25 protein-coding genes are annotated in these 25620 nt (G+C 58.2%); 6 read left to right on the top strand and 19 right to left on the bottom strand.

What is annotated here, in order from left to right:
* The first annotated feature begins 12 nt into the window (after window positions 1-12).
* The gene (locus tag KDX30_RS05635) at window positions 13-588 is read left to right on the top strand and encodes a cob(I)yrinic acid a,c-diamide adenosyltransferase (protein WP_231675213.1); all 576 of its coding nucleotides are present in this window, start codon (window positions 13-15) and stop codon (window positions 586-588) included.
* Window positions 589-705: 117 nt separating this feature from the next.
* Here the strand turns inward: KDX30_RS05635 and KDX30_RS05630 are convergent, their stop codons facing one another.
* The 4 genes from KDX30_RS05630 to secA all read right to left on the bottom strand — a co-directional run bounded on the left by KDX30_RS05630 (window position 706) and on the right by secA (window position 6557).
* The gene (locus KDX30_RS05630) at window positions 706-1650 is read right to left on the bottom strand and encodes a Nudix family hydrolase (protein WP_231675212.1); all 945 of its coding nucleotides are present in this window, start codon (window positions 1648-1650) and stop codon (window positions 706-708) included.
* Entirely contained in the window at window positions 1647-2279 is a 633-nt protein-coding gene (locus tag KDX30_RS05625) for a glutathione S-transferase family protein (RefSeq protein WP_231675211.1), read from the bottom strand. The genes KDX30_RS05630 and KDX30_RS05625 overlap by 4 nt, the downstream gene beginning before the upstream one ends.
* Window positions 2280-2474: 195 nt before the next feature.
* Window positions 2475-3692, bottom strand: a complete 1218-nt coding sequence (gene argJ, locus KDX30_RS05620) for a bifunctional glutamate N-acetyltransferase/amino-acid acetyltransferase ArgJ (protein WP_231675210.1) — start codon at window positions 3690-3692, stop codon at window positions 2475-2477.
* Window positions 3693-3824: 132 nt separating this feature from the next.
* Entirely contained in the window at window positions 3825-6557 is a 2733-nt protein-coding gene (gene secA, locus KDX30_RS05615) for a preprotein translocase subunit SecA (protein WP_231675209.1), read from the bottom strand.
* A gap of 307 nt (window positions 6558-6864) precedes the next feature.
* On the opposite strand from secA, the gene KDX30_RS05610 reads away from it, so the two are divergent.
* Window positions 6865-7320, top strand: a complete 456-nt coding sequence (locus tag KDX30_RS05610) for a DUF721 domain-containing protein (protein ID WP_027900263.1) — start codon at window positions 6865-6867, stop codon at window positions 7318-7320.
* A gap of 528 nt (window positions 7321-7848) precedes the next feature.
* Here KDX30_RS05610 and KDX30_RS05605 read toward each other — a convergent pair.
* The 12 genes from KDX30_RS05605 to KDX30_RS05550 all read right to left on the bottom strand — a co-directional run bounded on the left by KDX30_RS05605 (window position 7849) and on the right by KDX30_RS05550 (window position 18630).
* Window positions 7849-8523, bottom strand: a complete 675-nt coding sequence (locus KDX30_RS05605; protein ID WP_099270922.1) for a general secretion pathway protein GspN — start codon at window positions 8521-8523, stop codon at window positions 7849-7851.
* Window positions 8520-8957 (bottom strand): type II secretion system protein GspM, encoded by a 438-nt coding sequence (gspM, locus tag KDX30_RS05600; protein WP_122394975.1) that lies wholly within the window; start codon window positions 8955-8957, stop codon window positions 8520-8522. Before gspM ends, KDX30_RS05605 begins: the two co-directional genes overlap by 4 nt.
* On the bottom strand, window positions 8954-10072 hold the full coding sequence (locus KDX30_RS05595) for a type II secretion system protein GspL (protein ID WP_147471334.1): 1119 nt from the start codon (window positions 10070-10072) through the stop codon (window positions 8954-8956). The genes gspM and KDX30_RS05595 overlap by 4 nt, the downstream gene beginning before the upstream one ends.
* A 14-nt stretch (window positions 10073-10086) precedes the next feature.
* A complete protein-coding gene (locus KDX30_RS05590) occupies window positions 10087-10677 on the bottom strand; it encodes a PulJ/GspJ family protein (protein ID WP_122394973.1) in 591 nt (196 codons plus the stop codon).
* Window positions 10674-11039 (bottom strand): type II secretion system protein, encoded by a 366-nt coding sequence (locus tag KDX30_RS05585; protein WP_122394972.1) that lies wholly within the window; start codon window positions 11037-11039, stop codon window positions 10674-10676. Before KDX30_RS05585 ends, KDX30_RS05590 begins: the two co-directional genes overlap by 4 nt.
* Entirely contained in the window at window positions 11036-11485 is a 450-nt protein-coding gene (gspH, locus tag KDX30_RS05580) for a type II secretion system minor pseudopilin GspH (protein WP_099270926.1), read from the bottom strand. Before gspH ends, KDX30_RS05585 begins: the two co-directional genes overlap by 4 nt.
* A 2-nt stretch (window positions 11486-11487) precedes the next feature.
* A complete protein-coding gene (gene gspG, locus KDX30_RS05575) occupies window positions 11488-11925 on the bottom strand; it encodes a type II secretion system major pseudopilin GspG (RefSeq protein WP_122394971.1) in 438 nt (145 codons plus the stop codon).
* Window positions 11926-11943: 18 nt separating this feature from the next.
* Entirely contained in the window at window positions 11944-13146 is a 1203-nt protein-coding gene (gspF, locus tag KDX30_RS05570) for a type II secretion system inner membrane protein GspF (RefSeq protein WP_231675208.1), read from the bottom strand.
* Window positions 13147-13149: 3 nt separating this feature from the next.
* A complete protein-coding gene (locus KDX30_RS05565; RefSeq protein WP_122394985.1) occupies window positions 13150-14598 on the bottom strand; it encodes a GspE/PulE family protein in 1449 nt (482 codons plus the stop codon).
* 5 nt (window positions 14599-14603) lie between these two features.
* Window positions 14604-16490: a type II secretion system secretin GspD gene (gene gspD, locus KDX30_RS05560; RefSeq protein ID WP_122394984.1), complete on the bottom strand. Its 1887-nt coding sequence runs from the start codon at window positions 16488-16490 to the stop codon at window positions 14604-14606.
* Window positions 16491-16552: 62 nt separating this feature from the next.
* Window positions 16553-16972, bottom strand: coding sequence for a pilus assembly protein PilZ (locus KDX30_RS05555; RefSeq protein ID WP_122394983.1), 420 nt, complete (start codon window positions 16970-16972; stop codon window positions 16553-16555).
* 5 nt (window positions 16973-16977) lie between these two features.
* A complete protein-coding gene (locus KDX30_RS05550; protein ID WP_122394969.1) occupies window positions 16978-18630 on the bottom strand; it encodes a bifunctional UDP-sugar hydrolase/5'-nucleotidase in 1653 nt (550 codons plus the stop codon).
* A gap of 232 nt (window positions 18631-18862) precedes the next feature.
* Between KDX30_RS05550 and KDX30_RS05545 the strand changes: the two genes are divergently transcribed.
* Window positions 18863-20893, top strand: a complete 2031-nt coding sequence (locus KDX30_RS05545; RefSeq protein WP_231675207.1) for a PhoX family protein — start codon at window positions 18863-18865, stop codon at window positions 20891-20893.
* Window positions 20894-20944: 51 nt separating this feature from the next.
* On the opposite strand, the gene gspK is transcribed toward KDX30_RS05545, so the two are convergent.
* Window positions 20945-21907 (bottom strand): type II secretion system minor pseudopilin GspK, encoded by a 963-nt coding sequence (gene gspK, locus KDX30_RS05540; RefSeq protein ID WP_231675206.1) that lies wholly within the window; start codon window positions 21905-21907, stop codon window positions 20945-20947.
* A 161-nt stretch (window positions 21908-22068) separates the two neighbouring features.
* Between gspK and tatA the strand changes: the two genes are divergently transcribed.
* Genes tatA through tatC form a run of 3 tightly spaced genes read left to right on the top strand, consistent with a single transcriptional unit; the run spans window position 22069 to window position 23332 of the window.
* The gene (tatA, locus tag KDX30_RS05535) at window positions 22069-22278 is read left to right on the top strand and encodes a twin-arginine translocase TatA/TatE family subunit (protein ID WP_049826930.1); all 210 of its coding nucleotides are present in this window, start codon (window positions 22069-22071) and stop codon (window positions 22276-22278) included.
* Window positions 22278-22568, top strand: coding sequence for a Sec-independent protein translocase protein TatB (gene tatB, locus KDX30_RS05530; RefSeq protein ID WP_122394966.1), 291 nt, complete (start codon window positions 22278-22280; stop codon window positions 22566-22568). The genes tatA and tatB overlap by 1 nt, the downstream gene beginning before the upstream one ends.
* Window positions 22565-23332, top strand: coding sequence for a twin-arginine translocase subunit TatC (tatC, locus tag KDX30_RS05525; RefSeq protein ID WP_231675205.1), 768 nt, complete (start codon window positions 22565-22567; stop codon window positions 23330-23332). Before tatB ends, tatC begins: the two co-directional genes overlap by 4 nt.
* A 35-nt stretch (window positions 23333-23367) precedes the next feature.
* Here tatC and KDX30_RS05520 read toward each other — a convergent pair whose 3' ends face one another.
* Both KDX30_RS05520 and lpxC read right to left on the bottom strand, forming a co-directional pair.
* Window positions 23368-24324, bottom strand: a complete 957-nt coding sequence (locus KDX30_RS05520; RefSeq protein ID WP_231675204.1) for an alpha/beta fold hydrolase — start codon at window positions 24322-24324, stop codon at window positions 23368-23370.
* A gap of 351 nt (window positions 24325-24675) precedes the next feature.
* Window positions 24676-25587: a UDP-3-O-acyl-N-acetylglucosamine deacetylase gene (gene lpxC, locus KDX30_RS05515; RefSeq protein ID WP_027900249.1), complete on the bottom strand. Its 912-nt coding sequence runs from the start codon at window positions 25585-25587 to the stop codon at window positions 24676-24678.
* Between the last annotated feature and the right edge of the window lie 33 nt (window positions 25588-25620).

The following is a 25620-nucleotide window of genomic DNA, read 5'->3' as shown; positions in this document are numbered from 1 at the left end:
GGAGCATTGAGAATGGGTTTTCGCTTGTCAAAGATTTACACACGCACTGGCGACACCGGCGAAACCGGCCTGGGTGACGGCCGACGCGTACCGAAGGATCACCCCCGGGTCGAGGCGATCGGCGAAGTTGATACGCTCAACAGCCAGCTTGGATTACTCCTCGCCGGGCTGGCCGAGCAATTGTCGGCAAAGCCGGCTCTCGCGGAAGTAATCGAAGTGCTCGCGCCGTGTCAGCACCGGTTGTTCGATCTCGGCGGTGAATTGGCGATGCCGGTCTATCAGGCGCTGGATCAGGCAGAGATTGATCGACTGGAAGCAGCTATTGACCTATGGAATGAAGAGCTGGGGCCACTGGAGAATTTCATTCTGCCAGGCGGCTCAGCGCTGATCGCCCAGGCCCACGTCTGCCGCAGCCTGGCCCGCGGTGCCGAAAGACGCTGTCAGCATCTGAATGCTGTAGAGCCTTTGACCGGGGTCGGGCTGGCGTATATCAATCGGCTGTCGGATCTGCTTTTTGTCGCAGCGCGGTTGATTGCCAAGCGGCAGGGTATTGCGGAAATATTGTGGGAGGCGGCCAAGAAGCCGTAGTCAGGCGATTAGTGTGTGTGTTGGAGCGAGGCTTGCCCGCGAAGTCGTTGCTCGGGTGTATCAGGCACACCGAGTTATAGTTCTTCGCGGGCAAGCCTCGCTCCAACAGGTCGGGGGTCATTCCTCAGGCCAGAACGCTCTGATCCCCGCTACACCTTGCGCGCCGCTCTCCCAGGCTTTTTGCTGTTCAGCAGGGCCGACACCGCCGAGCAGATAAACCGGTTTGCTAAACCCGGCAATCAACTCCTGAGCCTGTTCCCAACCCAACGGTTGAGCATCAGGGTGAGTCTGGGTTGGCTGGACGGGTGACAAAGTGACGAAGTCGACGTCCATCAGTTCGGCCAAGGCCAGCTCTTCAGCGTTATGGCAGGACGCTGCCAGCCAGCGATCCTTAGGAAACGGACGCCCATTCGGGGCGAGTTTGCGCAGTTGTGCCGACGTCAGGTGCCAACCCGCAGCGGGAAAGTCGCCCAGCCACTCCAGAGGTCCCTTGAGCATCAACTGCGCCTTACCGGCACACAAACCCACGGCGTCCACCGCCAGATCGCGGTATTGCGGGTCATAGCCATTGGGTGCGCGCAGCTGAACCAGTTTGACGCCGCCCGCGATAGCCTTCTGCATGCCGCGCAGCAATTGCGGGGTTTCCAGTTCACCGGGAGTAATCAGGTATTCGCCGGGCAGGCGCGCCGCCGCGACGATAGGCCGATTGGCCGCCGGGAACTCATAATCAGCCAATTCGCGATGGGTTACCCAGGCCAGTGGCTGCCCTTCGACACCATGCGGTTCGCCGGTAAATGCCGACACTTCCCAGACGTCCAGCAGCACCTGCTTGTCCGGATAATCATGCTGAATCTTGATCAGCGGCCGCGCTTGGGTGAGGACGATGTTCAACTCTTCCTGAAGCTCACGGGCAAGCGCAGCCTCGACAGCTTCTCCCGGTTCGACCTTGCCACCGGGAAACTCCCACAAACCACCCTGGTGCTGGGTATCGGCACGCCGTGCAATAAGGATCTTGCCGTCAACGCCGCGGATAACCGCTGCTGCTACATGAATACGTTTCACCCTTCGACTTCCTCTAAAGCACCCTTCTGCCAACGCTGAAACAGCGGCCATTGGTAGAGGGTTTCGATGTACGCCAACGCTTCGGCAGGCAGTTCGATTCGATACGTGCGCAAGCGAATCGCGACAGGGGCAAAGAACGCGTCAGCTGCGCTGGCCTTGCCGAACAGAAACGGACCGTCTTCAGTGGCAGCCGCACGGCATTCAGCCCACAGCTGGACGATACGTTCGATGTCGCTCTGAGCTTCAACCGAGATGACTTCCAGTGCCGCGTCCCGATGCAAGTCCATTGGCAGGTTGGAGCGCAGCCCCATGAAACCGCTGTGCATTTGCGCACAGGCCGAACGCGCCTGTGCACGAGCAGCCGTGTCGCTGGGCCACAAACCTGCATCAGGGAATTGTTCCGCAAGGTATTCGATGATCGCCAGCGAGTCGGCAATTGAACCATGCGGGGTTTTCAACAAGGGCACTTTGCCGGACGGCGAGTGCTCGAGAATCTGCTGGCGGGTGTTGCTCTGATCCAGACGGATCAGTTGTTCGGTATGCGCCGCGCCGGTCATGTACAGCGCCAGCGCCGGTCGTAGCGACCAGGAGGAGTAGCGTTTGTCGCCGATGATCAGGTGCAGGGTCATGAGGAATTCTCCAGATAGAGCGAGCTGATCATGTTTCTGTGGGACTTCACACTGCCTGCAAACTGATCGGCGCCTGAATCGACGCCATCGCGAGCAAGCTCACTCCTACAGAGAACTGTGGTCCGTGGAAGCGAATTCAAGCGCAAAAGAGACTTCGCGAATGAATTCGCTCCCACAGGTCCGATTATCTTCAGATCAGGTGCGATATTCCGCGTTGATCTTCACGTACTCGTGGGACAGGTCAGTAGTCCAGATGGTCTCGCTGCAATCACCACGGCCCAACTCGATGCGAATGGTGATTTCCGCTTCGGCCATCACTGCCGAGCCTTGCTCTTCAGTGTAGGTGGTCGCGCGGCAGCCCTTGCTGGCGATGCAGACGGAGCCCAGGAACACGTCAATCTTGCTCACATCAAGATCCGAAACACCGGCACGGCCTACAGCAGCCAGGATACGGCCCCAGTTAGGATCGGAGGCGAACAGTGCGGTCTTGATCAATGGCGAGTGAGCCACAGCGTAACCAACGTCCAGACATTCCTGATGATTGCCACCGCCGTTGACTTCAACCGTCACGAACTTGGTAGCGCCTTCGCCGTCACGGACGATAGCCTGCGCCACTTCCATGCACACGTCGAATACTGCGGTTTTCAGCGCGTCAAACAGCGGCCCCTTCGCTTCAGTCACTTCCGGCAAATTAGCCTGGCCCGTTGCGATCAGCATGCAGCAGTCGTTGGTCGACGTATCGCCATCGATGGTGATGCGGTTGAACGACTTGTTGGCACCATCACGGATCAGATCCTGCAATACGCTCTGCGAAACCTTGGCGTCAGTGGCGATGTAGCCCAGCATGGTTGCCATGTTCGGGCGAATCATGCCTGCACCTTTACTGATTCCGGTCACAGTGACGGTCACGCCATCAATCTGAAACTGACGGCTCGCGCCTTTCGGCAGCGTATCGGTGGTCATGATGCCGGTAGCTGCAGCCGCCCAGTTATCCACAGACAGGTCATCGAGGGCGGCTTGCAGTGCGCCTTCGATCTTTTCCACAGGCAACGGCTCGCCGATCACACCAGTGGAATAAGGCAGCACGGCATTGGCATCCAGGCCCGTCAGCTCAGCCAGTCTGGCGCAGGTGCGCGCAGCGTTGGCCAGACCCGGCTCGCCGGTGCCCGCGTTGGCGTTACCTGTGTTGGTCAGCAGGTAACGCACGGGGCCGTTGACGCGTTGTTTGGCGAGGATGACCGGCGCGGCGCAGAACGCGTTAAGGGTGAAAACACCCGCCACACTGGAGCCTTCGGCGCAGCGCATGACCACAACGTCCTTGCGACCCGGACGTTTGATACCGGCAGAAGAAATACCCAGTTCAAAACCGGGAACCGGGTGCAATGTCGGCAAAGGACCAAGACCAACAGCCATGAGGTGCGCTCCTTGAAAGATATCTGCGCCGCCCGCTTCGGTACGGCAATCGATTGAAAAACGCCGCGACGGGTAAGCCGGTCGCGGCGTTAGTGCTGTTACTTCAAAACCACTACCGGTTCAAAATCAGGATCAGCCGATTTGACCATGGCAGTGTTTGTACTTTTTGCCGGAACCACACCAGCACAGTTCGTTGCGACCTTGCTTCTGGTCGTTACGGACCGGAAGGGTAGCGACATCGACGCCCTCTTCAACCAGTGCTTCTGGCTGCTCAAGGCCCGGTGCTTCAGCGTGTTCGAACTGCATGCGCTGCGCCAGCTCTTCGGCGTCGCGACGCAGACGAGCTTCCTCTTCTTCCGGATCTTCGCGGCGAACCTGAACGTGAGACAGCACACGAATGGCATCGCGCTTGATCGAATCCAACAGTTCCTGGAACAGCGTAAAGGATTCGCGCTTGTATTCCTGCTTCGGGTTCTTCTGAGCGTAGCCACGCAGGTGAATACCGTGACGCAGGTGATCCATGGTGGACAGGTGGTCCTTCCAGAGATCGTCCAGAACGCGCAACAGAATCTGCTTCTCGAACGAACGCAACGCTTCGGCGCTGGCCTGCTCTTCTTTCTCGTTGTACGCGGCGAGCAGCTCTTCGAGGAGCTTCACGCGCAACGTGTCTTCGTGCAGGTGATCGTCTTCGTCCAGCCATTGCTGAATCGGCAGCTTCACACCGAAATCGCTTTCCAGTGCAGCTTCCAGACCGGCAACGTCCCACTGTTCCGGCATGGATTGCGGCGGAATGTGCTGGCTGATCAGGCTGTTGAGTACGTCTTCGCGGAACTCGGCGATAGTGTCACCAATGTTGGTAGCGGCCAGCAGGCTGTTACGCATGTGGTAAATCACTTTACGCTGCTCGTTGGACACGTCGTCGAACTCGAGCAATTGCTTGCGGATATCGAAGTTGCGGCCTTCAACCTTACGCTGTGCCTTCTCGATCGCGTTGGTCACCATGCGGTGTTCGATCGCTTCACCGGACTGCATGCCCAGTGCTTTCATGAAGTTCTTCACTCGATCAGAAGCGAAGATGCGCATCAGGCTGTCTTCCAGCGACAGGTAGAAACGGCTTGAACCGGTATCACCCTGACGACCGGCACGACCACGCAGCTGGTTATCGATACGGCGCGATTCGTGGCGCTCGGAAGCAATAACGTGCAGGCCGCCCGCTTCGATCACTTGCTGATGGCGTTTCTGCCAGTCGGCCTTGATCTGAGCGATTTGCTCCGGGCTCGGGTTTTCCAGCGCAGCAACTTCAACTTCCCAGTTACCGCCCAACAGGATGTCAGTACCACGACCGGCCATGTTGGTGGCGATGGTCAGGGCGCCCGGACGACCGGCCTGAGCAATGATCTCGGCTTCTTTTTCGTGGAACTTGGCGTTCAGAACCTTGTGTTCGATACCTTCCTGGTTGAGCAACCGGGACATGTGCTCGGAAGTTTCGATGGTCGCAGTACCAACCAGTACCGGACGATTCTCGGCCAGGCAGGCCTTGATGTCAGTCACGATGGCGGCGTACTTCTCTTCCGCCGTCAGGTACACAAGGTCGTTGAAGTCTTTACGCGCCAACGGCTTGTTAGGCGGAATGACCATGACCGACAAGGTGTAGATCTGGTGGAATTCGAACGCTTCGGTGTCGGCTGTACCGGTCATGCCGGACAGTTTGTTGTACAGACGGAAGTAGTTCTGGAACGTGGTCGAAGCCAGCGTCTGGCTTTCGGCCTGAATATTCAGGTTTTCCTTCGCTTCGATAGCCTGGTGCAGGCCTTCGGACAGACGGCGACCCGGCATGGTACGACCGGTGTGCTCGTCGACCAACAGAACCTGGCCGTCCTGAACGATGTACTCGACGTTGCGATTGAACAGCGTGTGCGCACGAAGACCAGCATAAACGTGAGTCAGCAGACCCAGGTTGTGTGCCGAGTACAGGCTTTCGCCTTCAGCCAGCATGCCGACTTCGGTGAGCATCTCTTCGATGAACTGGTGACCGGCTTCGTTCAGCTCGACCTGACGGGTCTTCTCGTCAACGGTGTAGTGACCGGCTTTGGTCACCTCGCCTTCCACTTCTTCGATATGTTGCACGAGACGCGGAATCAGGCGGTTGATCTCGGTGTACAGCTTGGAGCTGTCTTCAGCCTGACCGGAGATGATCAGCGGCGTACGCGCTTCGTCGATGAGGATCGAGTCCACTTCGTCGATCACGGCAAAATTGAGTTCGCGCTGGAACTTGTCGTCCATGCTGAACGCCATGTTGTCGCGCAGATAGTCGAAACCGAACTCGTTGTTGGTGCCGTAGGTGATGTCAGACGCGTAAGCCGCACGCTTTTCTTCTGGCGGCTGGAATGGCGTGACGATGCCAACGCTCAGGCCGAGGAATTCGTACAGTGGACGCATCCAGTTGGCGTCACGACGAGCGAGGTAGTCGTTGACCGTTACCACGTGCACGCCCTTACCGGACAATGCATTGAGGTAAACCGCCAGTGTACCCACCAGGGTTTTACCTTCACCGGTACGCATTTCGGCAATCATGCCTTCGTGCAGAGTCATGCCGCCAATCAACTGAACGTCAAAGTGGCGCATACCCATGACGCGCTTACCGGCTTCACGTGCAACCGCGAAAGCTTCAGGAAGCAGCTGATCGAGGGTCTCACCTTTGGCTAAGCGGGCCTTGAACTCTTCGGTCTTGGCACGGAGTTGCTCGTCCGAAAGGGCCACCATTTGCTCTTCGAAGGCATTGACGATCTGTACCGTCTTGAGCATGCGCTTCACTTCACGCTCGTTCTTGCTTCCAAAAAGTTTTTTTAACAAAGGCGCAAACATATCGACAGGATCTTCCAGACATAGGAATGGAGGGCGGCCCCGTGAGTCGCCCGTGCAGCCCTCATGGCCGCATGCGAACGAGTATTCTACCCGGAAACGATGGTGAGGAAAGTGGCGTTATTCCACGATGCTGGCACAGCGCTGTGACGGGGCTGTTTGTAGATAGGGTCATTTCCCGAGAGTTCAACCCGTCCAGACTAGAAGTTAGCCATTGATTTTGCGGGTAAAACCGGCAAACCCGCATGGGACAAGGGGTTGCGGGCGCTTTCTGATAACATGACAAACTTGTCATCCAGGGTTGTAGCTCATGGCGTTTCGTCCACTCCCCGCTCGGGCACCCGCAGTCTTGCTGCGTGAAGCGAAGCCTTTGAAGGGTATTTTTCATCACGCCCAGCGTTTGGGGCACCTGCAACGGCTGCTTGAAAGCCAGTTGCAGCCCGCTGCGCGCGAACATTGTCATGTTGCTTCGTGGCGCGAAGGCAGTTTGCTGCTGATAGTGACCGACGGTCATTGGGCGACGCGTCTGCGCTATCAACAAAAGCGCCTGCAGCGACAGCTGACCGCCTTCGACGAGTTTGCCAGCCTGACGCGGATTGTCTTCAAGGTTCAACCCCCTACGCCGGCTCAAGGGGCGAAGGGGCATACGATGGACTTGTCGACGGTAGCCGCCGAGAGCATTCAGGCGACAGCTGACGGGATTACCGATCCGAAACTGCGCGCCGCGCTGGAGCGTTTGGCGGCGCATGCCAAACCGAAGGCTTGATTGCGAATCGCTTTATTCTTCCACGCCTGACCTGATCCTGCAGGAACTCACCCGGTGCCCCTGACACAGCGCTGTCGCCCAGCAAGCGGGCCCCTGTAGGAGCGCGCATGGTCTGGGCCGCATCCAGACGATGCGGTGCGTCAGCGAAAAATGTGCTGCCTGAACCGATGTAATCGCGGGCAAGCGCGCTCCTACACAGACTGTGTGAAAACGTAGCGAGCGACGGCAAGACAAGGCGCAACGAGCGGAGCGAGTAACAGCCGCAGGCTGGCCCGGAGGGTGAGCAAAGCGAATCAAAACAGGCGAAAAACGGCCGGGGTCGCGTCCGACTCTAGTGTTCTAAATGAGCATTTTTCGCCTGTTTTTAACGCAGTATTGTGCGCGTAGCACCGAAGGTGCCCAGCCTGCAGTAGTTTTCACACAGTCTGCACAGTTGAAAAGCATTCCAGGCCGAATAGTTATTTCATGTTTGATGAGAACTCACCGAGGTTACGAGGCCGTTATTGCGAAGGCCTGAGCTCAGCGTCCTCAACGCTTGCCCAGCACCGTTTCAAATTGCGAAGCACCTGCCTGGAGCATCCCCGCCTGCACTAAAAGGGGCGTGACCACTGCGTCCGGTTCGACCCAGCCACTGATCTTTAGCTGACGCTTGTCAGGCTCCAGCCGGGCCTCGAAGCGGTGCTCGCCCTTTTGCTGCACGTCGACCAAAAACCGCAGGCCGTCCCGGCATTCAAACTTTAGCTGCGCGTTACCGAGGACCACTGTCCATGGTGAAAGCAGGGCCACATCCTCCCCCTGAAGGTCGCCCGTACTGGACAGACACCTGGCACCTCGACCGTTCAGTTGTAACCGGCCTTGCCATTGACCATCAAGCAGATAACCGGTTGCCGGAGTCAGTTGACTGGCGACGGGCTCAAACTGCGCCTGCCAGGCCCAAGGCCAGCCGCTGACCTTCAACTCCCATATGCGTTGCTGGAAACCAGCACTCAAAGTGGCCTGTCCGAACCAGGGTTGAACACGCCAGACCAACGGTCCCAGCGCACCGAGCCTGTCCATGCGACCGTTCCACAGGGTGCCGGTAACAGCTACTGGCTGCCAGGCTGGGCTCCACGGTACAAATCTGGCCAAAAATGCAGCCGGTGTGTTCAGCATCAGCGTCGAGATAAAAACCACTGCTCCCAGTACCCATGATCTGCGACTCATGGCTGACCGCCTGTCCGGCCGACGTCCAGACTGAACACCAGGCTTTGATGTCCCTGTTCAAGGCTCCAGCGCAGAGGACGGCCGCCCTGTGCCTGGATGCTGCTCAACAGTTGCGCCAGGCCTTCGGCACGCGTCAGCTCACCCTGCAATTGCCAGACCTCTCCCCGCGGCTCGACCCGCGTCAACACCAGTCCACGTGCACTGGCCAAGGCTTGCCAGTACTCGCTGGTGAAGGTGATGCCGGGCGTTAGCGCCCGGGCCTGCTGCGCGAGCATTGGCCACTGCCGCAATTCCTTGCTCAACGCCAGCAACGGGCGACCGATCAGCACCAGCAGTAAAGTCAGCACCACTACCCACCCTGCCAGCAAGGTATAACGGCGCGTGGCGGGTAAGGCGCTGAAGGCCATGAAAGCCCGATCAATAAAAGCCTTCATGGCTGTCCGTCCAGATTGAAGTGAAGGGTCAACAACGAGGTCTTTGCATCCGGCTCGACTCTCACCTTCGCGCCCGCATTCCGGGCGATCGCTTGCCAGTGATCCGCCGCCGACTCCGGTTTACTGCCGTGGAGCACCACCCGCCAGTTTTGCCCGTCGAAGTAGCTACCGGATACGCCCCAACCCTGCTGAGTGTCGAGCCAGCGCCCTACTGCTTTTTCCAACTCCACCATCTGCTGTTGGCGGGTTCGCCAGTCCAACTGATCGGCGTGCATCCGCGACAGCAATCGCTCCGCCTGGCGGGCGCTCGCCACCGGACCTGTGACTGCCTCGACCTGCGCTTTCCAGGCAGGCACCTGCTGCCAGAACTGCCCTAGCGCCAAAGCCCCCCAACACAGCGACAACAACAAGCAGGCCGCCACCAAACGACGCTGGGTTTGACTGAAAGGCAGCGTTCGCCGCGTCGCGTTCATCTTGCGACGGCCAACACCGCTCAGCAGGTTGGGCAGACGATCCAGTGATGCCCACTGCGACGGCCATGATCCGGATATTTCATGGTCAACAGGCTTCCATCCTTCGGGCAGCTCGCCCAGCACATCAGGCCAGCGCAGCCAGCGCTGCACACCATTGGCATCGGTACGCTTGAGGCAACTGTCATCTGCGCGTGTCCAACGCCACAACTGATCAGGCTCCGGCGCTGGCAATAGCTGCATTTCCGCCCATAGATGGCTGGGCGAAAGACCCAATGCGTCGCACTCTGCCAACCAGCGCTCGACGAGCACTCGTTCCACTACGATTAATTCAAGATGCCCGGCCATCCGGGAAAGGCAGCTAACCTGCAACTGATCGGCAGGCTGTTGCAAGGATTCCTCTAATAGCTGCGGCCATTCGTAGGGTTTGAGTCCTGGCGGCGCAGACACCTGGAAATGGCTGCAATGCGCAGCGGGCATTATCAGCGCGACGGACTCTTGCGCTGAGTGTGCAGGCGCAGGCCAGTTACCTGACTCAGTTCCGGGCAAACGTCGCCATTGCCAGGGTGCCGAATCATCAAGGCCCGGACGCACCAGCAACCACTGTCGCGCAGCGGATCGGTCAGCAAGCCAACGGTCAAACATGGCAGCAGACCGGATCACAATGAGCTATCCGGCAAATTGAAGGTGCAGACATAAGGCGCTCCATGACGCTCGAATTCGAGTCGCACACCCCGATTGGGCTGCTGGGCGACCGATGAAGGAAACGCCAGCCAGCGGGTTCCCTGAAAAAAACTGAACTGGACCTTATCGACGTCATCCAGCCGCTCCCGGCGCTGCCATCGGGCGACACTGGCAGCATAAAGATCGCCCGAGGTGGAGACCTCCAGACTGCGCTTACCCGGGCTGAACTCAAGCCGCTGTCGTTGCAACCGCGACTGTCCGTCAGTGTCGGGCCAGGCGGTCAGTGCCACCCAGTCGAGCTGCCGGGCTGCAGGCTTCCAGTCCAGCCAGTTCACTGGCAGTGGCAGGCGCTGTTCGTACAATTGGCGCAGGACCATGCCGTCCAGCCTTCGCTCCAGCGCCAGACAGAACTCCAGCACCAGTGGCTCGTTTCCTGGTTCGGCAAGACGCTCACGAACGCTCAACCAACCATTGACCAACGCGGCAAGCATCACGCCAAGCACGGCTGTCAACGCCATTGCCACCAGTAATTCGACCAGGGTCAGGCCATGTTCCGGTCGCCTCATGGCCGCACCAGAAACAGAGTGAAATGTCCGAGCGGCTCGCGCTCATCGCGAGCGGCAAACAGTACCAGTTCGCCCCGCCTCAAGTTCTGCACGCGCGTCATGCCCAGATCCAGACGCCAGTAGCAGGTCATCTCACCCTGACGCAATTCACCACGCACCTGATTAATCTGCGGCCAATACCGCTCGACCCCAAATCGCGCTTCCAGTTCACGCGCACATAGACTGCCCAATCGATGCTGTTGAACCGACTGATGAACAGCGATGCGCTGGCGCAACATTTGACTGACCATCACCGCCATCACGGCCGCAATACCCAGAGCGACCATCACTTCCAGCAATGTAAAGCCGCCCTCGCGTTTCATGGCAGGCTCACCTGAACAAGGCTGTTGTCAGTGCGCCATTCCCAGCGCTGCTGTCCTTCGGGCCATTGCCAGTTCAGCGTCACAGGCCTTGCCACCCCGGCAGGCGTGAACACCACCTGTGGCTCAGTGGACACTGGCCAGTCTGCCGCCAATTGCGCTGGCCAAGGCTTGAGTCGAGTCGGATCAACCACCCAGCGCGTCTGGTCCCGGTCCTGCTGCAACTTAACAAATTCGGGCTGACGACCATTCCAGCGCAATCCCAACACCTGACCGCTGTGCCGGGCCTGCGCGGCGCGGATTCGCGCCTCGACCGACAATTGCTGCAAGGCTTGCTGCATCGGTGCCTGACCTGAGTCCAGCCATGCAACACTCATCGCACTGAACAAGCCGATTATCAGCAACACCACCAGCATCTCCAGCAGCGAGAAGCCTTGCGAGAACTTCACGATCAGAGGTTCCAGTTACCGATATCAGCGTCGGTCCCCTCGCCATGCGACGCGCCGTCAGCCCCCAGCGAATAGATATCAATACGTCCATGCTCGCCTGGAGCACGGTAGTGGTAGGGGTTGCCCCAAGGATCATCTGGCAGACGCCGGATGTAACCATCGGCGCGCCACGAGCGTGGCAGTGGTTCGACCTTGGGCGCGCTGACCAGGGCGGTCAGTCCCTGCTCGGTACTGGGGTAACGCAAGTTATCCAGACGATACATATCCAGGGCCTGTTCCAGCGTGGACAGATCAGCCAGGACCTTCTGGCGCATGGCCTTGTCCTGATTGCCGAGCACGCTGGGCGCAACGACTGCAATCAGCAAACCAATGATGAAGATCACCACCATGATTTCCATCAATGTGAAGCCGCGCTGGCGCTTTTGATTCAGAGGGGGCATCAGAAAACTCTCCATGGATTAAAAAGCGAGCCCTTGATTGAGCTGCATGATCGGTAACAGCACGGCCAGGACGATGAACAGCACCACACCGCCCATCACCAGAATCATCAGTGGTTCGAACAAGGCCATTAGCATGTCCACGTGCCGGGTGAAACCGCGTTCCTGGTTGTCCGCGACCCGTTCGAGCATGTCCGGCAAAGTCCCGCTGGCCTCGCCACTGGCAACCATGTTGAGTAGCAGTGGCGGGAAATGCCCGGCGGCATTCAGGGCGCGATGCAGGCTGACACCACCTTCCACTTGTTCACGAACGATGGTCAGCGTGCGATGTATTTCACGATTGCTGACCGTCGCTGTCGCAACCTGCAATGCCTCAAGCAACGGCACTCCACTCCCCACCAGAATCGCCAGGCTACGCGCGAGCCGCGCACTCTCCAGCACCGTCAGCAAGGCCCCGACTTTTGGCAGCCGCAGCAAGCTCCGATCAAGACGCAAACGCCAGTGCGGCTTGCGCAGCAGATATCCGGCAGACAGCGCGGCAAGTACAGTCAGCACCAGTAGCCAGGGCCCGACGTTGACCAGCCCGCGGCTGATGCCGATCAGCAGTTGGGTGACCAGTGGCAGAGCTTGTCCGGTATGACTGAACTGCTCGGTGAGTTTGGGCACGACGAATGTCATCAGGCCAACCACGACCAGCAGCGAAACCAGCATCAACACCGCCGGGTAGATCATCGCGGTCCGTGCCTTGTGTCGTTGCCGCTGTACCTGTTCGAGATGCTCGGCAAGGCGATCAAGTACCGGCGCCAACTTTCCGGAACGCTCCCCCGCTTCCACCAACGCGCAATACAGACCGTTGAACAAACCGCCTTGGCGACGCAGGCTTTGCGCCAGGCTGTGCCCTTCGCCGAGAGCGCCGCGCACCGCCACGAGCAAGTTGCGAATCGCAGGCTCGGCAAGCTGGCGCTCAAGCGTCGCCAGGGCATCGACCAACGGAATGCCGGCACTTAACAGCGTCGCCAGTTGCCGCGTCAGTTCGCACAACTGGCTGTAATTGAGGCGCTGCCCGCGAGGGCTGCGAGACGTCGAATCCTGAATCTGCAACTCGCGCGCAAACAGCCCCTGCTCACGCAACAATTGCCGGGCATGGCGTTCGTTCTCCGCCTGAATGCTGGCCTTGCGCGAACGTCCGGCGGGATCAAGGGCCTGATAGCGATAAGTCGGCATGGATTAGCCCCGAACCGCGCGCAGCACTTCGGCGAGGCTGGTCTCGCCGCGTCGCAGGCATTCACTGGCCATGGCAGCCAGACTCTGTCGCTTGTCAGCCAGATAATCATGCATGGCCACTTCGCTGGCACCGTCGTAAAGCAGGGCGATCAGTCCCGCATCCAGCTCAATGAATTCGTACAGCCCCATCCGCCCGTCATAGCCGCTGCCCTGACAGTCTTCACAGCCTTGTGGATGAAAGCTTTCGGTCAAACCAGACAATTCTGGCCACAAACTGCGCTCAGCTTGCTGCAGCGGATGTGCGGTAGCGCAATGACACAAGCGGCGTACCAACCGTTGCGCCAGCACTCCCTTGAGGGTCGAGGCGATCAGAAAAGGCTCAATGCCCATATCGCGCAGACGGGTCACGGCGCCGACGGCACTGTTGGTGTGCAGCGTGGAAAGTACCAGGTGGCCGGTCAGGCTGGCCTGCACTGCAATTTGCGCCGTCTCCCGATCCCGGATTTCACCGAGCATGATGACGTCTGGATCCTGACGCAGAATGGCCCGCAATCCATTGGCAAACGTCATCCCTGCACGCGGATTAATCGCGGTTTGACCAATGCCGGTGATGGCGTATTCCACCGGATCTTCCACGGTCAGGATGTTGCAGGAGCCATCGTTCAGGCTGTTGAGACTGGCGTACAGGGTGGTGGTTTTGCCCGAGCCGGTCGGCCCGGTGCTGAGTACGATACCGTTGGGTCGCAGCAGGCAGGCGCGCAGACCACTCTCCACTTCAGGCGGCATGCCGAGGTTGGTCAGATCGAGCAGGCTAGCCTGTTTGTCGAGCACGCGCATCACCACACGTTCGCCGTGAATCCCCGGCAACGTCGAGACCCGTATGTCCACTTCCCGCCCGCCGGAGCGCAGCGTAATTCGCCCATCCTGAGGTTGACGCTTTTCAGCGATATCCAGACGGGCCATGACTTTTATGCGCGAGACCAGCATCGTCGACAGAGCACGGGGCGGTCGCAATACTTCACGCAAATGACCATCCACCCGCAGACGAATGACCAGCGTGGCCTCGAATGTCTCTACGTGGATATCCGAGGCACGCAATCGCAAGGCTTCACCAAACAGGCCGTTGATCAAGCGAATCACGGGGGCGTCGTTGTCGTTCTCCAGCAAGTCCTCGATCTTCGGGAGCTCACTCATCAGGCTATCCAGATCGACCTGTTCGCCGATGCCCTCAATCAACGCGGCGGTGGCCGATTCTCCAGACTGATACAGGGCGCCGAGCCGGGCCTCGTAGTCCGGCGCCGACAAATGTTCGACGAGGTTCGGCACCCCGTGGACGCGAATAACCTCCTGCAAAATATCGGTGTCGCCGCCGGCCCGCAGCAGCAATCCCCAGCCGTGCGGCGCAGGGACTTTCGCGACACCGGTCTGCCGCGCAACGCGATACGGCAGCAACGCAGTCACCATGAGCCTTGTTCCAGACGGTCGCGGCTGGCCGGGAACAGCTGCAGCAAGTTGTCGCCATCAGCCAGGGCGGGCAAAGCCAACGAGGTGCTGGCTTTGAGGTTGCTATATTTCTCGCTGCTGAGTTGCGCCAGGGTCTGACCGTCGCGCACGATGCGCGGACGGATAAACACCATCAGGTTCTGTTTGACCCGCCTTGTGGAGTCGGAGCGAAACAAACGGCCCACCACCGGAATATCACCCAGCAAGGGCACGCGCTGATCACTGGTGGTCGACTCATCCCCAATCAGACCGCCGAGCACCACCAGGCCGTTGTCTTCGACCATGACCTTGGTTTTGATCTCACGCTTGTTGGTGATGACATCGCTGGCGGAAGTGCTTTCGGCGATGGACGAGACCTCTTGCACAATGTCCAGGCGCACAGTGTTGTCGATGTTGATCTGCGGTTTGATGCGCAGCTTCACACCCACTTCCTTGCGCTCGATGGTCTGGTACGGGTTGGCGTTGTTCTGGGTCACCGAACCGGTCACGAAGGGCACTTCCTGACCAACCAGTATCGACGCCTCAGCGTTGTCGAGGGTCAACAGGGTCGGAGTCGATAACAGGTTAAAACCACTCTGGCTTTTCAACGCGTTAAGCAGCGCGAGGAAGTTAAGCCCGCCGCCACTCAAGTTGCCAACTCCAGCCGTGACGCCTTGCACCCCGGACAGTAACTGCCCTAGCCCCGTCGTGTCATTGGCCTGCGCGAGCGCCCCGACAGCGGTGACGCTCGCGGCATTACCGCCGCTGAAATTAACGGCACCGCCACCGAAGTTGTCGCCTTGAAACAGCCATTGCACACCCAGCTCCTGAGCACGTGTGTCGGAGACCTCCGCGATGATTGCTTCAACCACCACTTGAGCACGACGAATGTCCAGTTGCTCGACGATGCTGCGATAAGCAGTCAAATCGCTGTCGGGGCCGACCATCACCACCGCGTTGGTGCCTTCCTCATATTCAATGCGAATCCCGGAGGTACTGACCGGCGCGGCTTTTTCGCTCTCCTGCCCTCCCGCTGTCGGGGCGGCCGCCTCCTGGCTCAGGCCGCGTAACACCTTGACCACTTCAGAGGCGTTGGCATGGCGCAGATACATCACCACGGTGTTGGAGTTGTGCAGCGGGTCCTGAGGTTTATCCAACTGTTTGAGCAGCGCTCGCACGCGCTCGCGACTGTCGACACTGCCACGCACCAGCAACGCGTTGCTGCGGGGGTCGGCCACTACCTGAGCACTGTCAGCTCCCTGTTCGCGCGCCAGTAAACGGGTGACCAGTTGTGCCGTGTCATTGGCGTTGGCGTTCTTTAACGGCAGAACCTCCAGCGGCTCCTGGCTCACTTGATCGAGCTGTACCAGCAGGCTGTCGATACGATTGAGGTTGCTGCGCCAGTCTGTGATCACCAGCAGATTGGCCGACGGATACGGTGTGATCACTCCCACGCGCGGATCGATCAATGGCCTGAGAATGTTGAGCATCTGTTCACTGGCCGCATTGCGCACGCTAAATACCCGAGTCGCCATGCCGTCATTGCCCCGTCCGGCTTCAGGCTTTGACTCCACCGGCACCGGTTCCAGACGTGCGGCCTGATCAGGGACGATCTTGACGCTACCGTTGGGCAAATCAACAGCTGCAAAACCCTGAGCACGCAACTGCGCGAGAAAAATATCGTAGATCTCATCGCCGCCCAGCATCTCATTGCTACGCACTGTTACTTTGCCTTGCACCCGCGGGTCGATGATGAACGTGGTGTGGGTGATCCGTGAAACGCTGTCGATGAACTCGCTGAGCTCGGTATCAACGAAGTTGACTTCGTACAATGGTTCTTCTTCTGCGCGGGCCCCGGTCATTGCCAGGGCGCACAGCAAAAGAGCCAGACGCAGCGGTTGCTTGAGGCAATCAATAGTCATGCTTATCCCTGTGGCTTGAAGCCGAAAGACGGACGCTGAGGAGGCCAGACCAAACGTTCGCGCTTGCCGCGGTTATCAAGCACAAGCCCCAACTCGTCGATGTCATGCAGGACGATCCCCGGGGCCAGTTTCTGACCACGGGCGAGGCTGCGTTGGCGTTTCTCAAAACTGAGCACCACAACCGTCGCGCTCAGCGGGCTGGCCTTGAAACCGCCTAGATATTTGATGTCGAGCGTGGTCAGCGGCAGCTCATTGCTCAGGACGGGACCGGCTTTCCAGTGCTGGCTCAGCAGTTGCGCAACCGGAGCACTGGCGCTGCTGTACGGCACCGGTTGCGCCAGTCCATGCCAGACTTGAAGCACGCACTGGGCCGCAAGCCAGCCAAGCAGAATCACCAGCACGATCTGGCTAGTCACGCTCAGGCGACTCAAATGGCCGACTCGCGTGGGTGCCAACCGGGATGGCCTTGCACGTAGCGCATTTGCGGCAACTGCAAGCGGCTGATTTGCCAACCGGTCGGTCGGTCGCGCAGCCAGGCTTCAACGTGCTGCCATAGTGGCTGGCCCGCTCGTGCATCAAAGCCCAGTCCAAACGTGCGGCACTGGCCTGCAGGTTCACCCAGGCCAGTGACCCGTTTTCCGCTGGCGCTGTAAGTGACCTGCCATGGCTGGCCTTGCCAACGCGGCAAGTCCTGGCTGTTGTCCAGCAACAATGGCTCACCGAACAATTGCTCAGCGGCATTTTCCAACACCTGCGGGACCTGTTTGGCAGAGACACTCACCACCGGCGCGGGGTAGCTGGCAGTCAGGCTGATCAAATGTTCGCGGGTAATCATCTGCCCTTGAGCCAAGGGGCTGTCGTAGCGCAAACCGGGTAGCAATACTGAACTGTCCGGGCGCTCTGCCAATGCGTCATGCAGCAGCCGGTCCCAACTGCCGCCGCGTACATCACGCCGCCACAGATTTTCCGGAGCGCTTGCCAGCGGCTGGTCCAGCCAATTGGCGTGAGCGGCCCGCTGCTGGTGCGTAATCAGTCGAATGCGCTGGACATTAACCTGGTCGCCAGCAGTCAAGCCGGTGGCTACCGCGGGATGAAAGCGGGCCGCAAACTGCCATTGCCCGGCGACTTGCTGGCAACGAATACGGAATGCGCCGCTGGCCCGGGTCCCGGCAAAAACTACCGGCACCCGCTTGCCTGAGGCCTGCAAGATGTCCACCGGAGTTGGCCAGAAATCCTGACCGCGAGCGCACAACACCAAATCTACCTGCGCCAGGCGCTCCGCCAGCCAGAACCCTGGCCCTGTACCCACGTCCGCAAGAGCGATGACCAGATCAGCATCGGCCCGTGCGCGATCCAGCGCGGGCTGCAAGCTATCGTGCCATTGTTTGAGTGAGGCTTTCTGGTCCCGTGCATAGGGATCGGTGATACCGACCACGGCGATGCGGATTCCCCCTCGCCGAAAAAAGACAACTGCTTCAGTGCCGAGCCGTTGACTGATATCGGCGGCCAGACCGGCCCCTAATACTGGATGACCAAACTGGTGGTAGAGACCGCTGCAGCGTTGTGGCCAGAGCAGACGCTCATCGCTGCTGACCCGGACCTCTGTACCGAGCAATGCGCTGCCTTGAGCGCCCGAAAGACCTTGGGTGAGATAAGCAAGGCCGCTGCCATTCCAGCATTGGCCGTTTTCCAGAGTGAGGCTGTTGCCTTCTCCCGCTTCACTGCGCAAACGTTGCAACAGCGCAGCCAATACCGGATAACCGCCAGTTTCCAACGGCTGACCCAGGCCTGCATCAAGCAAGCCATTGAGGGCGTGTTGGCCATCCCCCTGAACGCGGGCGTTAGCTCCGCTGATCCATGGCGCCTGCCCAATACGCGTTGCGGGCCCCAAGCGAGTAGCGGGAACCACCGGTTGACCGGGCTGGCGAGCATCAAGCGTGTCAGCCACATACAGTAGATCCACACTACTGCTTTCAGCGACAGCGCCTGATCCCTGAAGGCTTGAGCATGCCGACAGCAGCGGAGCAAGTGCTCCCACCGTCATCCATCCCAATACATCGCGCCGAGCCATTGATGCCATTGTTCTCTCACCCTGAGGGTAACTCTTCACAGGGGCGGCATATTGGCGATCAAAAATGACAGTTTGAAGGCAATTTCTTGAACGGGCGCATCATTCTTCGACCGTTACAATTCGAAATAACTTGAATGTTTTTTAGATGATTTTTTAATAAAACTGCCGCCGAATCATCACACTCGACTTCTACAGTCCCGGTTCCTTTTCAAAACCATCTCTCATAAAAAGGACCTGATGAATGAGTCGTGATACCGGCGATAACCAGAACCGCAATCTGAGCACCAATGAACCAATGTCGTCTGTGCTCGACACTTACTTGAGTCGTCGAAGTGTCATGCGGGGAGGTCTGGGTGCTGCCATTGCAATGATTGCGGGGACTGGCTTGACGGGTTGCTTTGACAGTAGCGACGACAACGACGACAACTCGTCGCCTACTCCAGATCCAGTCAAAAAGCTGGCCTTGGGCTTTACCTCGATCCCGGGTTCGCGCACTGACGCAGTCACCATCGCTGCCGGTTACACGGCCTACGTATTGGCGCCATGGGGAACGCCGCTGAACAGCACTGCCGCCCCGTGGAAAAGCGACGGTACCAACACGTCCACTGATCAGGCCAACTCCGTCGGCATGCACCATGACGGCATGCATTTCTTCCCGATCAATGGCAGTTCCACTGAAGGCTTGATCGCCATCAACTTCGAATACATTGATCAGGATGCGCTGCACCCTGCAGGCGCGACGCTGGTCAACGGCGTTCGTCCGGTGGAAGAGGTACGCAAGGAAATCAACGCCCATGGCGCAGGCGTAATACGTGTTCGCAAAACCGGCAACCGCTGGCAAGTTGTGGAAAACGACCCGCTGAACCGTCGCTTCACAACCGCCTCGGTCATGAACCTCTCTGGCCCCATGAAAGGCACCGACCACGTCAAAACCAGGTTCTCCACTGACGGCAGCCAGACAAGAGGCACAAACAATAACTGTGGCAACGGGTATACCCCTTGGGGCACTTACCTGACTTGCGAAGAAAACTGGCCCGGTATCTTCGTCAATACGGGTACTCGACCGGCTGATCAGGTCCGGATCGGCGTCGCCACCAGCGCTGGCAACTATCGTTGGGAGACTGCTGCCGGTGACGCCACGGAGGTCAACGATGAGTTTGGGCGTTTCAACATCACGCCAAGTGGTGCGACAAATGTCGACGACTACCGCAATGAAGCCAGCACCTTTGGTTATATCGTTGAAATCGACCCCTATGACGGCACGACTCTACCTGTCAAACGTACCGCGCTAGGGCGCTTCCGGCACGAAGGCTGCTGGCCAGGCCTGACCACCGTCGGCAAGCCAGTGGTGTTCTATATGGGCGACGATTCCCAGAACGAATACCTCTACAAATTTGTCTCCACGGCCCTTTGGGAAGCGGCAGATGCCACGCCGAGCAATCGTCTGGCCACCGGCGCCAAGTACATGGACAGCGGCAAACTCTATGTTTCGCGCTTCAACGCAGACGGCAGCGGCGACTGGTTATTACTGGATGTGATCACCCCGACCGCCGATGGCAGCACCCTGGGCGCCAAATTCACTGATTTGCCAGGCATTATCCTGAACACTCGTGGCGCGGCAGATGCAGTGGGCGCGACCCCGATGGATCGTCCGGAATGGACAGCCGTAAACCCGCTGAACGGCGATGTTTATCTGACCTTGACCAACAACACCAGCCGCACCACCGCAAACGCGGCCAACCCGCGAGTCAACAACCGACACGGTCATATCATTCGCTGGCATGACGCAGACAGTCAGGTGTCGTTCACCTGGGACATTTTTGTCTTCGGTGCCAACGCCTCAGGAACAGCGGACATCAATCGCTCCGGCCTGACCGAACTGAACCAGTTCGCCAGTCCAGATGGCATGACGTTCGACAGCCGGGGAATAATGTGGATCCAGACGGACAACGGCGAATCCACCCTCACCAGCTACACCAACGATCAGATGCTTGCGGTTATTCCGACAAATCTTGTCGACGCCCAAGGTAAGCAGATTCCGGTTAACGCCCAGAATCAGACAGAACTGCGTCGTTTCTTCGTCGGCCCCAATGGCAGTGAAGTGACGGGCATCACATTCACGCCTGACAACAAGACGATGTTCGTTAACATCCAGCACCCAGCTAACTGGCCATCCACGGATGTCGCCACTGACGTCACGGTTGGCACCGTCCGTCCACGAGCATCCACAGTGGTTATTCAACGCGCCGATGGCGGCGAGCTGGCAGTCTGAAGTTGCGGGCTGCACGCCGGGATCGTCCCGGCGCGCAGCCCGCTCGGTCTGCTACCTGCCCACTTGCCGCTCGCGGATCACAATCGCCTGGGCCGGCACTCGACTGTGCCACTTCACCACGCCCAACGCCTCGATTCGGTATTGACTGCGAAATACCTGGTCGTCCAGCCGCACCTCCAGTTGCAACAGAAACTGATCGCTGTTGAGCTGCAAGCCTTCGCTCAGTCTTGCGAATGCCTCGTCATCCATTGCTCCCATAGCTTCGCGCAACCCAATAGCATCGCTATAACCGCCCGCAGGCCTGGCGCTGATCAGGCGAGTCAGCTGCGCACGGCTGATTTCCCCCTCGTACATAGCCTCCAGCAACGGCAGTTCATCGAGACTCAACGCATTGGCATTCAGACGCCAGCCGGACGTGTCCGGCAGTGCACACAGGTTGCGATAGCGTTGCTCCCGGCCTTTGTCAGCAGGCAACAGTAAGTTCAATTCACTGGTATCAACCATCATTTGATTCGCTGCCAGCCGTGACGGTGACAAGCGCAGGTATTCACCGTCTTCGGCACCTTGTGAGCGACTTTGATGGTCAGCATCCAGCCAGTCGGCAAGTCTCTGGGTAAGGAGCTCGGCAGCCATATCGTCACCCAACAGGTAGTTCAATTGCCTTTGTGCACGCTCAGCTTCTGGCCCTATGAGGCTGTTGACGTTGAAGCAGCGATGCAGATCCACGATCCGAATACTTGCCTTGCCGCCCTTGAAATCGTAGCTCAGCGGCTGACCACGCAAGGCTTGCCAGAACAAAGGGCTGGCACGCCAGGCCGGGTCTTTTAACGCCTGCCCGGTGAAAGCCAGCGCAGCGCTTTCAACTGATCGGGCTTGTACGCGCTGTTGCAATAAACGCACGCTGTCGACCTCCTGGCGGCCCTGCTCGACCATCCATGTCAACCCGGCGGCAAGCATTGCCAATACCAGCAACGCCATCAGTAATGCCGCGCCTTGCTGTTTGTTGCTGTTCATTTTCCAGCCTGCATGTTCAACGTCAGGCGACAGTCAACACCGACAATGTTGCAAGCAGGTGGCAGGCACTCGAAAACAACTCAAAACCTTAACCGGCTCGTCACAATCGGCCGCCAAAATGCTCGTTTATATCTAAAAATCAATAACCTGGAGCGTACTTCGTGGGCGGAATCGGAATCTGGCAACTGGTGATTGTGCTGCTTATCGTGATGATGTTGTTTGGCACCAAGCGTTTGAAGGGACTCGGCGCAGATGTCGGCGACGCAATTAAAGGCTTCCGTACATCCATGGGTTCTGATGAATCCAAAACAGAAAAAGGCTGCCTGAACGACAGCACTCCGACATCCAGCCAGACGGAACATAAACACTGATGTTCGAGATTGGTTTTACCGAGCTGCTGCTGGTGGGGACGGTTGCTTTGCTGGTACTTGGGCCGGAACGCCTGCCCAAGGCAGCGAGTACTGCGGGGCGGTGGCTGGGACAGTTCAAGCGCGGGCTAAATGGTATCAAGCTGCAGATGGAGCGCGAGCTGGATGCCGAACAATTGCGCAAGGAACTTGACCATCAGCCGTTACGTCAGCTTGAACAGGAACTGCGCGAGGGTGTGCGTATGGACATGCCTGGCCCGAGCGCAACCGCGTCCGGACAACAGCCGCTATGAGCACCTTCGAATTTGGCGAAGCACTGAGCATTACCGGGCACTTGCGCAAGTTCAGGACGCTACTTTTGCGATCCATCCTGGTCATCGCTTTGCTGTTCGTCGGCCTTTTTCCGTTCGCGCAAAAGCTTTACACGTTCATATCCGCACCACTCAGGGCGTTCCTGCCCGAAGGCGCGAGCATGATCGCCACCAGCGTGACTTCTCCATTGATGGCGCCGTTCAAGCTCACCATGATGGTTGCCTTGTTCCTGGCCATGCCGATAATCCTTCATCAGGTATGGGGTGTCATCGCTCCAGCGGTTTACCGCGAAGAACGACGCACTGCAATATGCCTGATGGTCGCCAGTGTTTCGCTGTTTTACGGAGGAATGGCCTTCGCGTTCTATCTGGTATTTCCAATGATGTTCGGGTTCTTCGCGAGCGTGACACCCGATGGCGTGGAAATGATGACGGACATCGGCCTATATCTGGATTTCATCCTTGCGCTGTTTCTGGCATTCGGGCTGGCTTTCCAGATTCCCGTGGCGACCTTCCTGGTCATATGGGCAGGCTTTATAGACGTTCACACGTTGAGCAAGAGTCGTCCGTACGTGATCGTCGGGTGTTTCGTCGTGGGTATGCTGCTCACACCGCCAGATGTGTTCTCGCAGACCATGCTCGCAATACCTATGTGGATGCTTTTCGAACTGGGCCTGCTGGCGAGCAGGATGGTTTGCAGACCCAGGCAGCGAACGGATATCCCGGGGGAAACGCAGGTTCTATAGACGCAGCAGGCCGACGCTCCTGTAATAAGGAGCGACTACTGTTTTGCGTCTAGAAACTCCATCAGGACTTTCAACATCTCTTGAGGGGCTTCTTCCTGGGGATAGTGCCCAGCGCCGTTGATGACACGGGCAGTCACATTGACCGCAACCGGGTCCAGCATCGCTTTGAGTCCATCGCCTCGTGCGAACTCACCACCCACCGTCAGCACGGGCATTGTCAGCGGCACAGCAGCATGCTTTTTATTCTGTTCGATTGTTTCCGGGATAGCCCTGTAATAAGCGAAACCAGCCCGCATCGCCCCGGGTTTGGAATAAGCGCGGACATACTCTTCGGTTGCCAGATCGCTCGGCCTGTAAGCAAAGCTATTGAACAGCCATTCTAGGTAGATACGTTCCTTACCCTCAATCAGCGCTTCTGGCAGATCCACAAGTTGATTGAAAGCGAAGTGCCAGGAGCGTAATGGATCAAAGCCGGGTATGCCCGCTTCAGAAAGCACAATGCGCGTAATGGCATCGGGATAGTTAGCCGCCATCGAGTAACCAATCCACATCCCGACATCATGCCCGACGACTTGATAAGTCGAGTGACCGAGCTGTTGCATCAGCTCGTGCAAATCGCGCCCCACATTATCCGTATCGTATCCGGCCACGGGCCTGTTCGAGTCGCCCAAACCTCGCGGATCAACGGCTATGACAGTGAATTTCCGGGCCAGCTCCGGCATGATCTTGTGCCAGGTATGTGCGGTCTGGGGCCAGCCAGGAATCAGCAAAAGCGCAGGTCCTTTGCCACCCGCGACGTAATGCAACCGCACTTTATCCTGATTAACAATGGCGTAACCGTCTCGAAAATTGCAGCTCTCGCAGGTCGCCAGCATCGAAGCGGCATTCGCCGCAGACTCGCCAATCGGCAGCGAGCCCGACAGCAAGCCAATGCTCAGAGATAGCGAAAGAGTGGAAAGTAATGAACTCCCTTTAGGGGGTGGAAATTCCATGATTTAGTCTCCGTCAGGATAAGCAACTCAAAGGAGTATCGAAAAGCAGCACAACTGCTAATACCCAACGAGCGACTTTGGACGAAGGCCTCAGGAATTAATGTGAGAAACAGCCTCGCTGCACGTAGGACAACTCCTAAAGAATAGCTCATGGGAAGCTTTGAGCTGGACGCATCGAGGAAATACTGGCCGATTAAAGGAGGACCTAGGCAGATACTGCTGCGAAGTTTGACGATCAGACTTCAAGTACCTGGCTTACGGGAACCCTGGAGAACAAAAACTGACAATAAAAAAAGGCCGCCCGAGGGCAGCCTTTAAAAACATCAAAAAGGAAGGAGAGTAGAGCTGACCTTACACGGCCGCTACAGGGCGCATGTAAGAAATCGGTGCAGTACTGGCATCTTCGAAGGTCACAACTTCCCAAGCGTCTGTCTCTGCGATCAATTTACGCAGAAGGCGGTTGTTCAGTGCATGCCCCGACTTGAAGCCAATGAACTCACCTATCAGGCTGTTGCCCAGGAGGTAGAGGTCACCAATTGCATCAAGAATCTTGTGTTTGACGAATTCGTCCTCGTAACGCAGGCCGTCTTCGTTCAGTACGCCATCCTTATCAACCACGATGGCATTTTCCACACTGCCGCCGAGTGCGAGGTTGTGCTTGCGCAGGTACTCGATGTCACTCATGAACCCGAAGGTCCGGGCACGGCTGACTTCCTTCACGAAGGAAGTGCTGGAAAAGTCCACGCTTGCACTTTGGGTGCGATCGCGGAATACCGGGTGATCGAAATCGATCTCAAAACTGACTTTGAACCCTTCGAAAGGCACGAAAGTAGCGCGTTTACCGCCCTCTTCCAGCGTGACTTCCCGCAGGATCCGGATGAATTTTTTCGGCGCGTCCTGTTCTTCCAGGCCAGCCGACTGAATCAGGAATACGAAGGGCCCCGCGCTGCCATCCATGATTGGAACTTCGGAGGCAGAGAGTTCAACGTAAGCGTTATCGATGCCCAGGCCAGCCATGGCCGAGAGCAAATGTTCTACGGTGTCGACTTTGACATCACCGCTGACCAGCGTGGTCGACAGAGTGGTGTCACCGACATTTTCCGCGCGGGCAGCAATATGCACGACGGGGTCGAGGTCAGCACGTACGAACACGATACCGGTATCCACAGGTGCAGGCTTGAGGGTCAGGTAAACCTTCTCCCCGGAGTGCAGACCGACACCTGTGGCACGGATAATATTTTTCAGGGTGCGTTGTTTAATCATGGCATTGGCCGCTTCAGCGCAAGTTGCGAACTG

Origin of the sequence: Pseudomonas quasicaspiana, from assembly GCF_021147825.1 — a bacterium.
In the GTDB taxonomy this organism is placed as follows: domain Bacteria; phylum Pseudomonadota; class Gammaproteobacteria; order Pseudomonadales; family Pseudomonadaceae; genus Aquipseudomonas; species Aquipseudomonas quasicaspiana.
The sequence above is the reverse complement of the archived record's forward strand: the minus strand, read 5'-3'. Positions and strand labels throughout refer to the sequence as shown.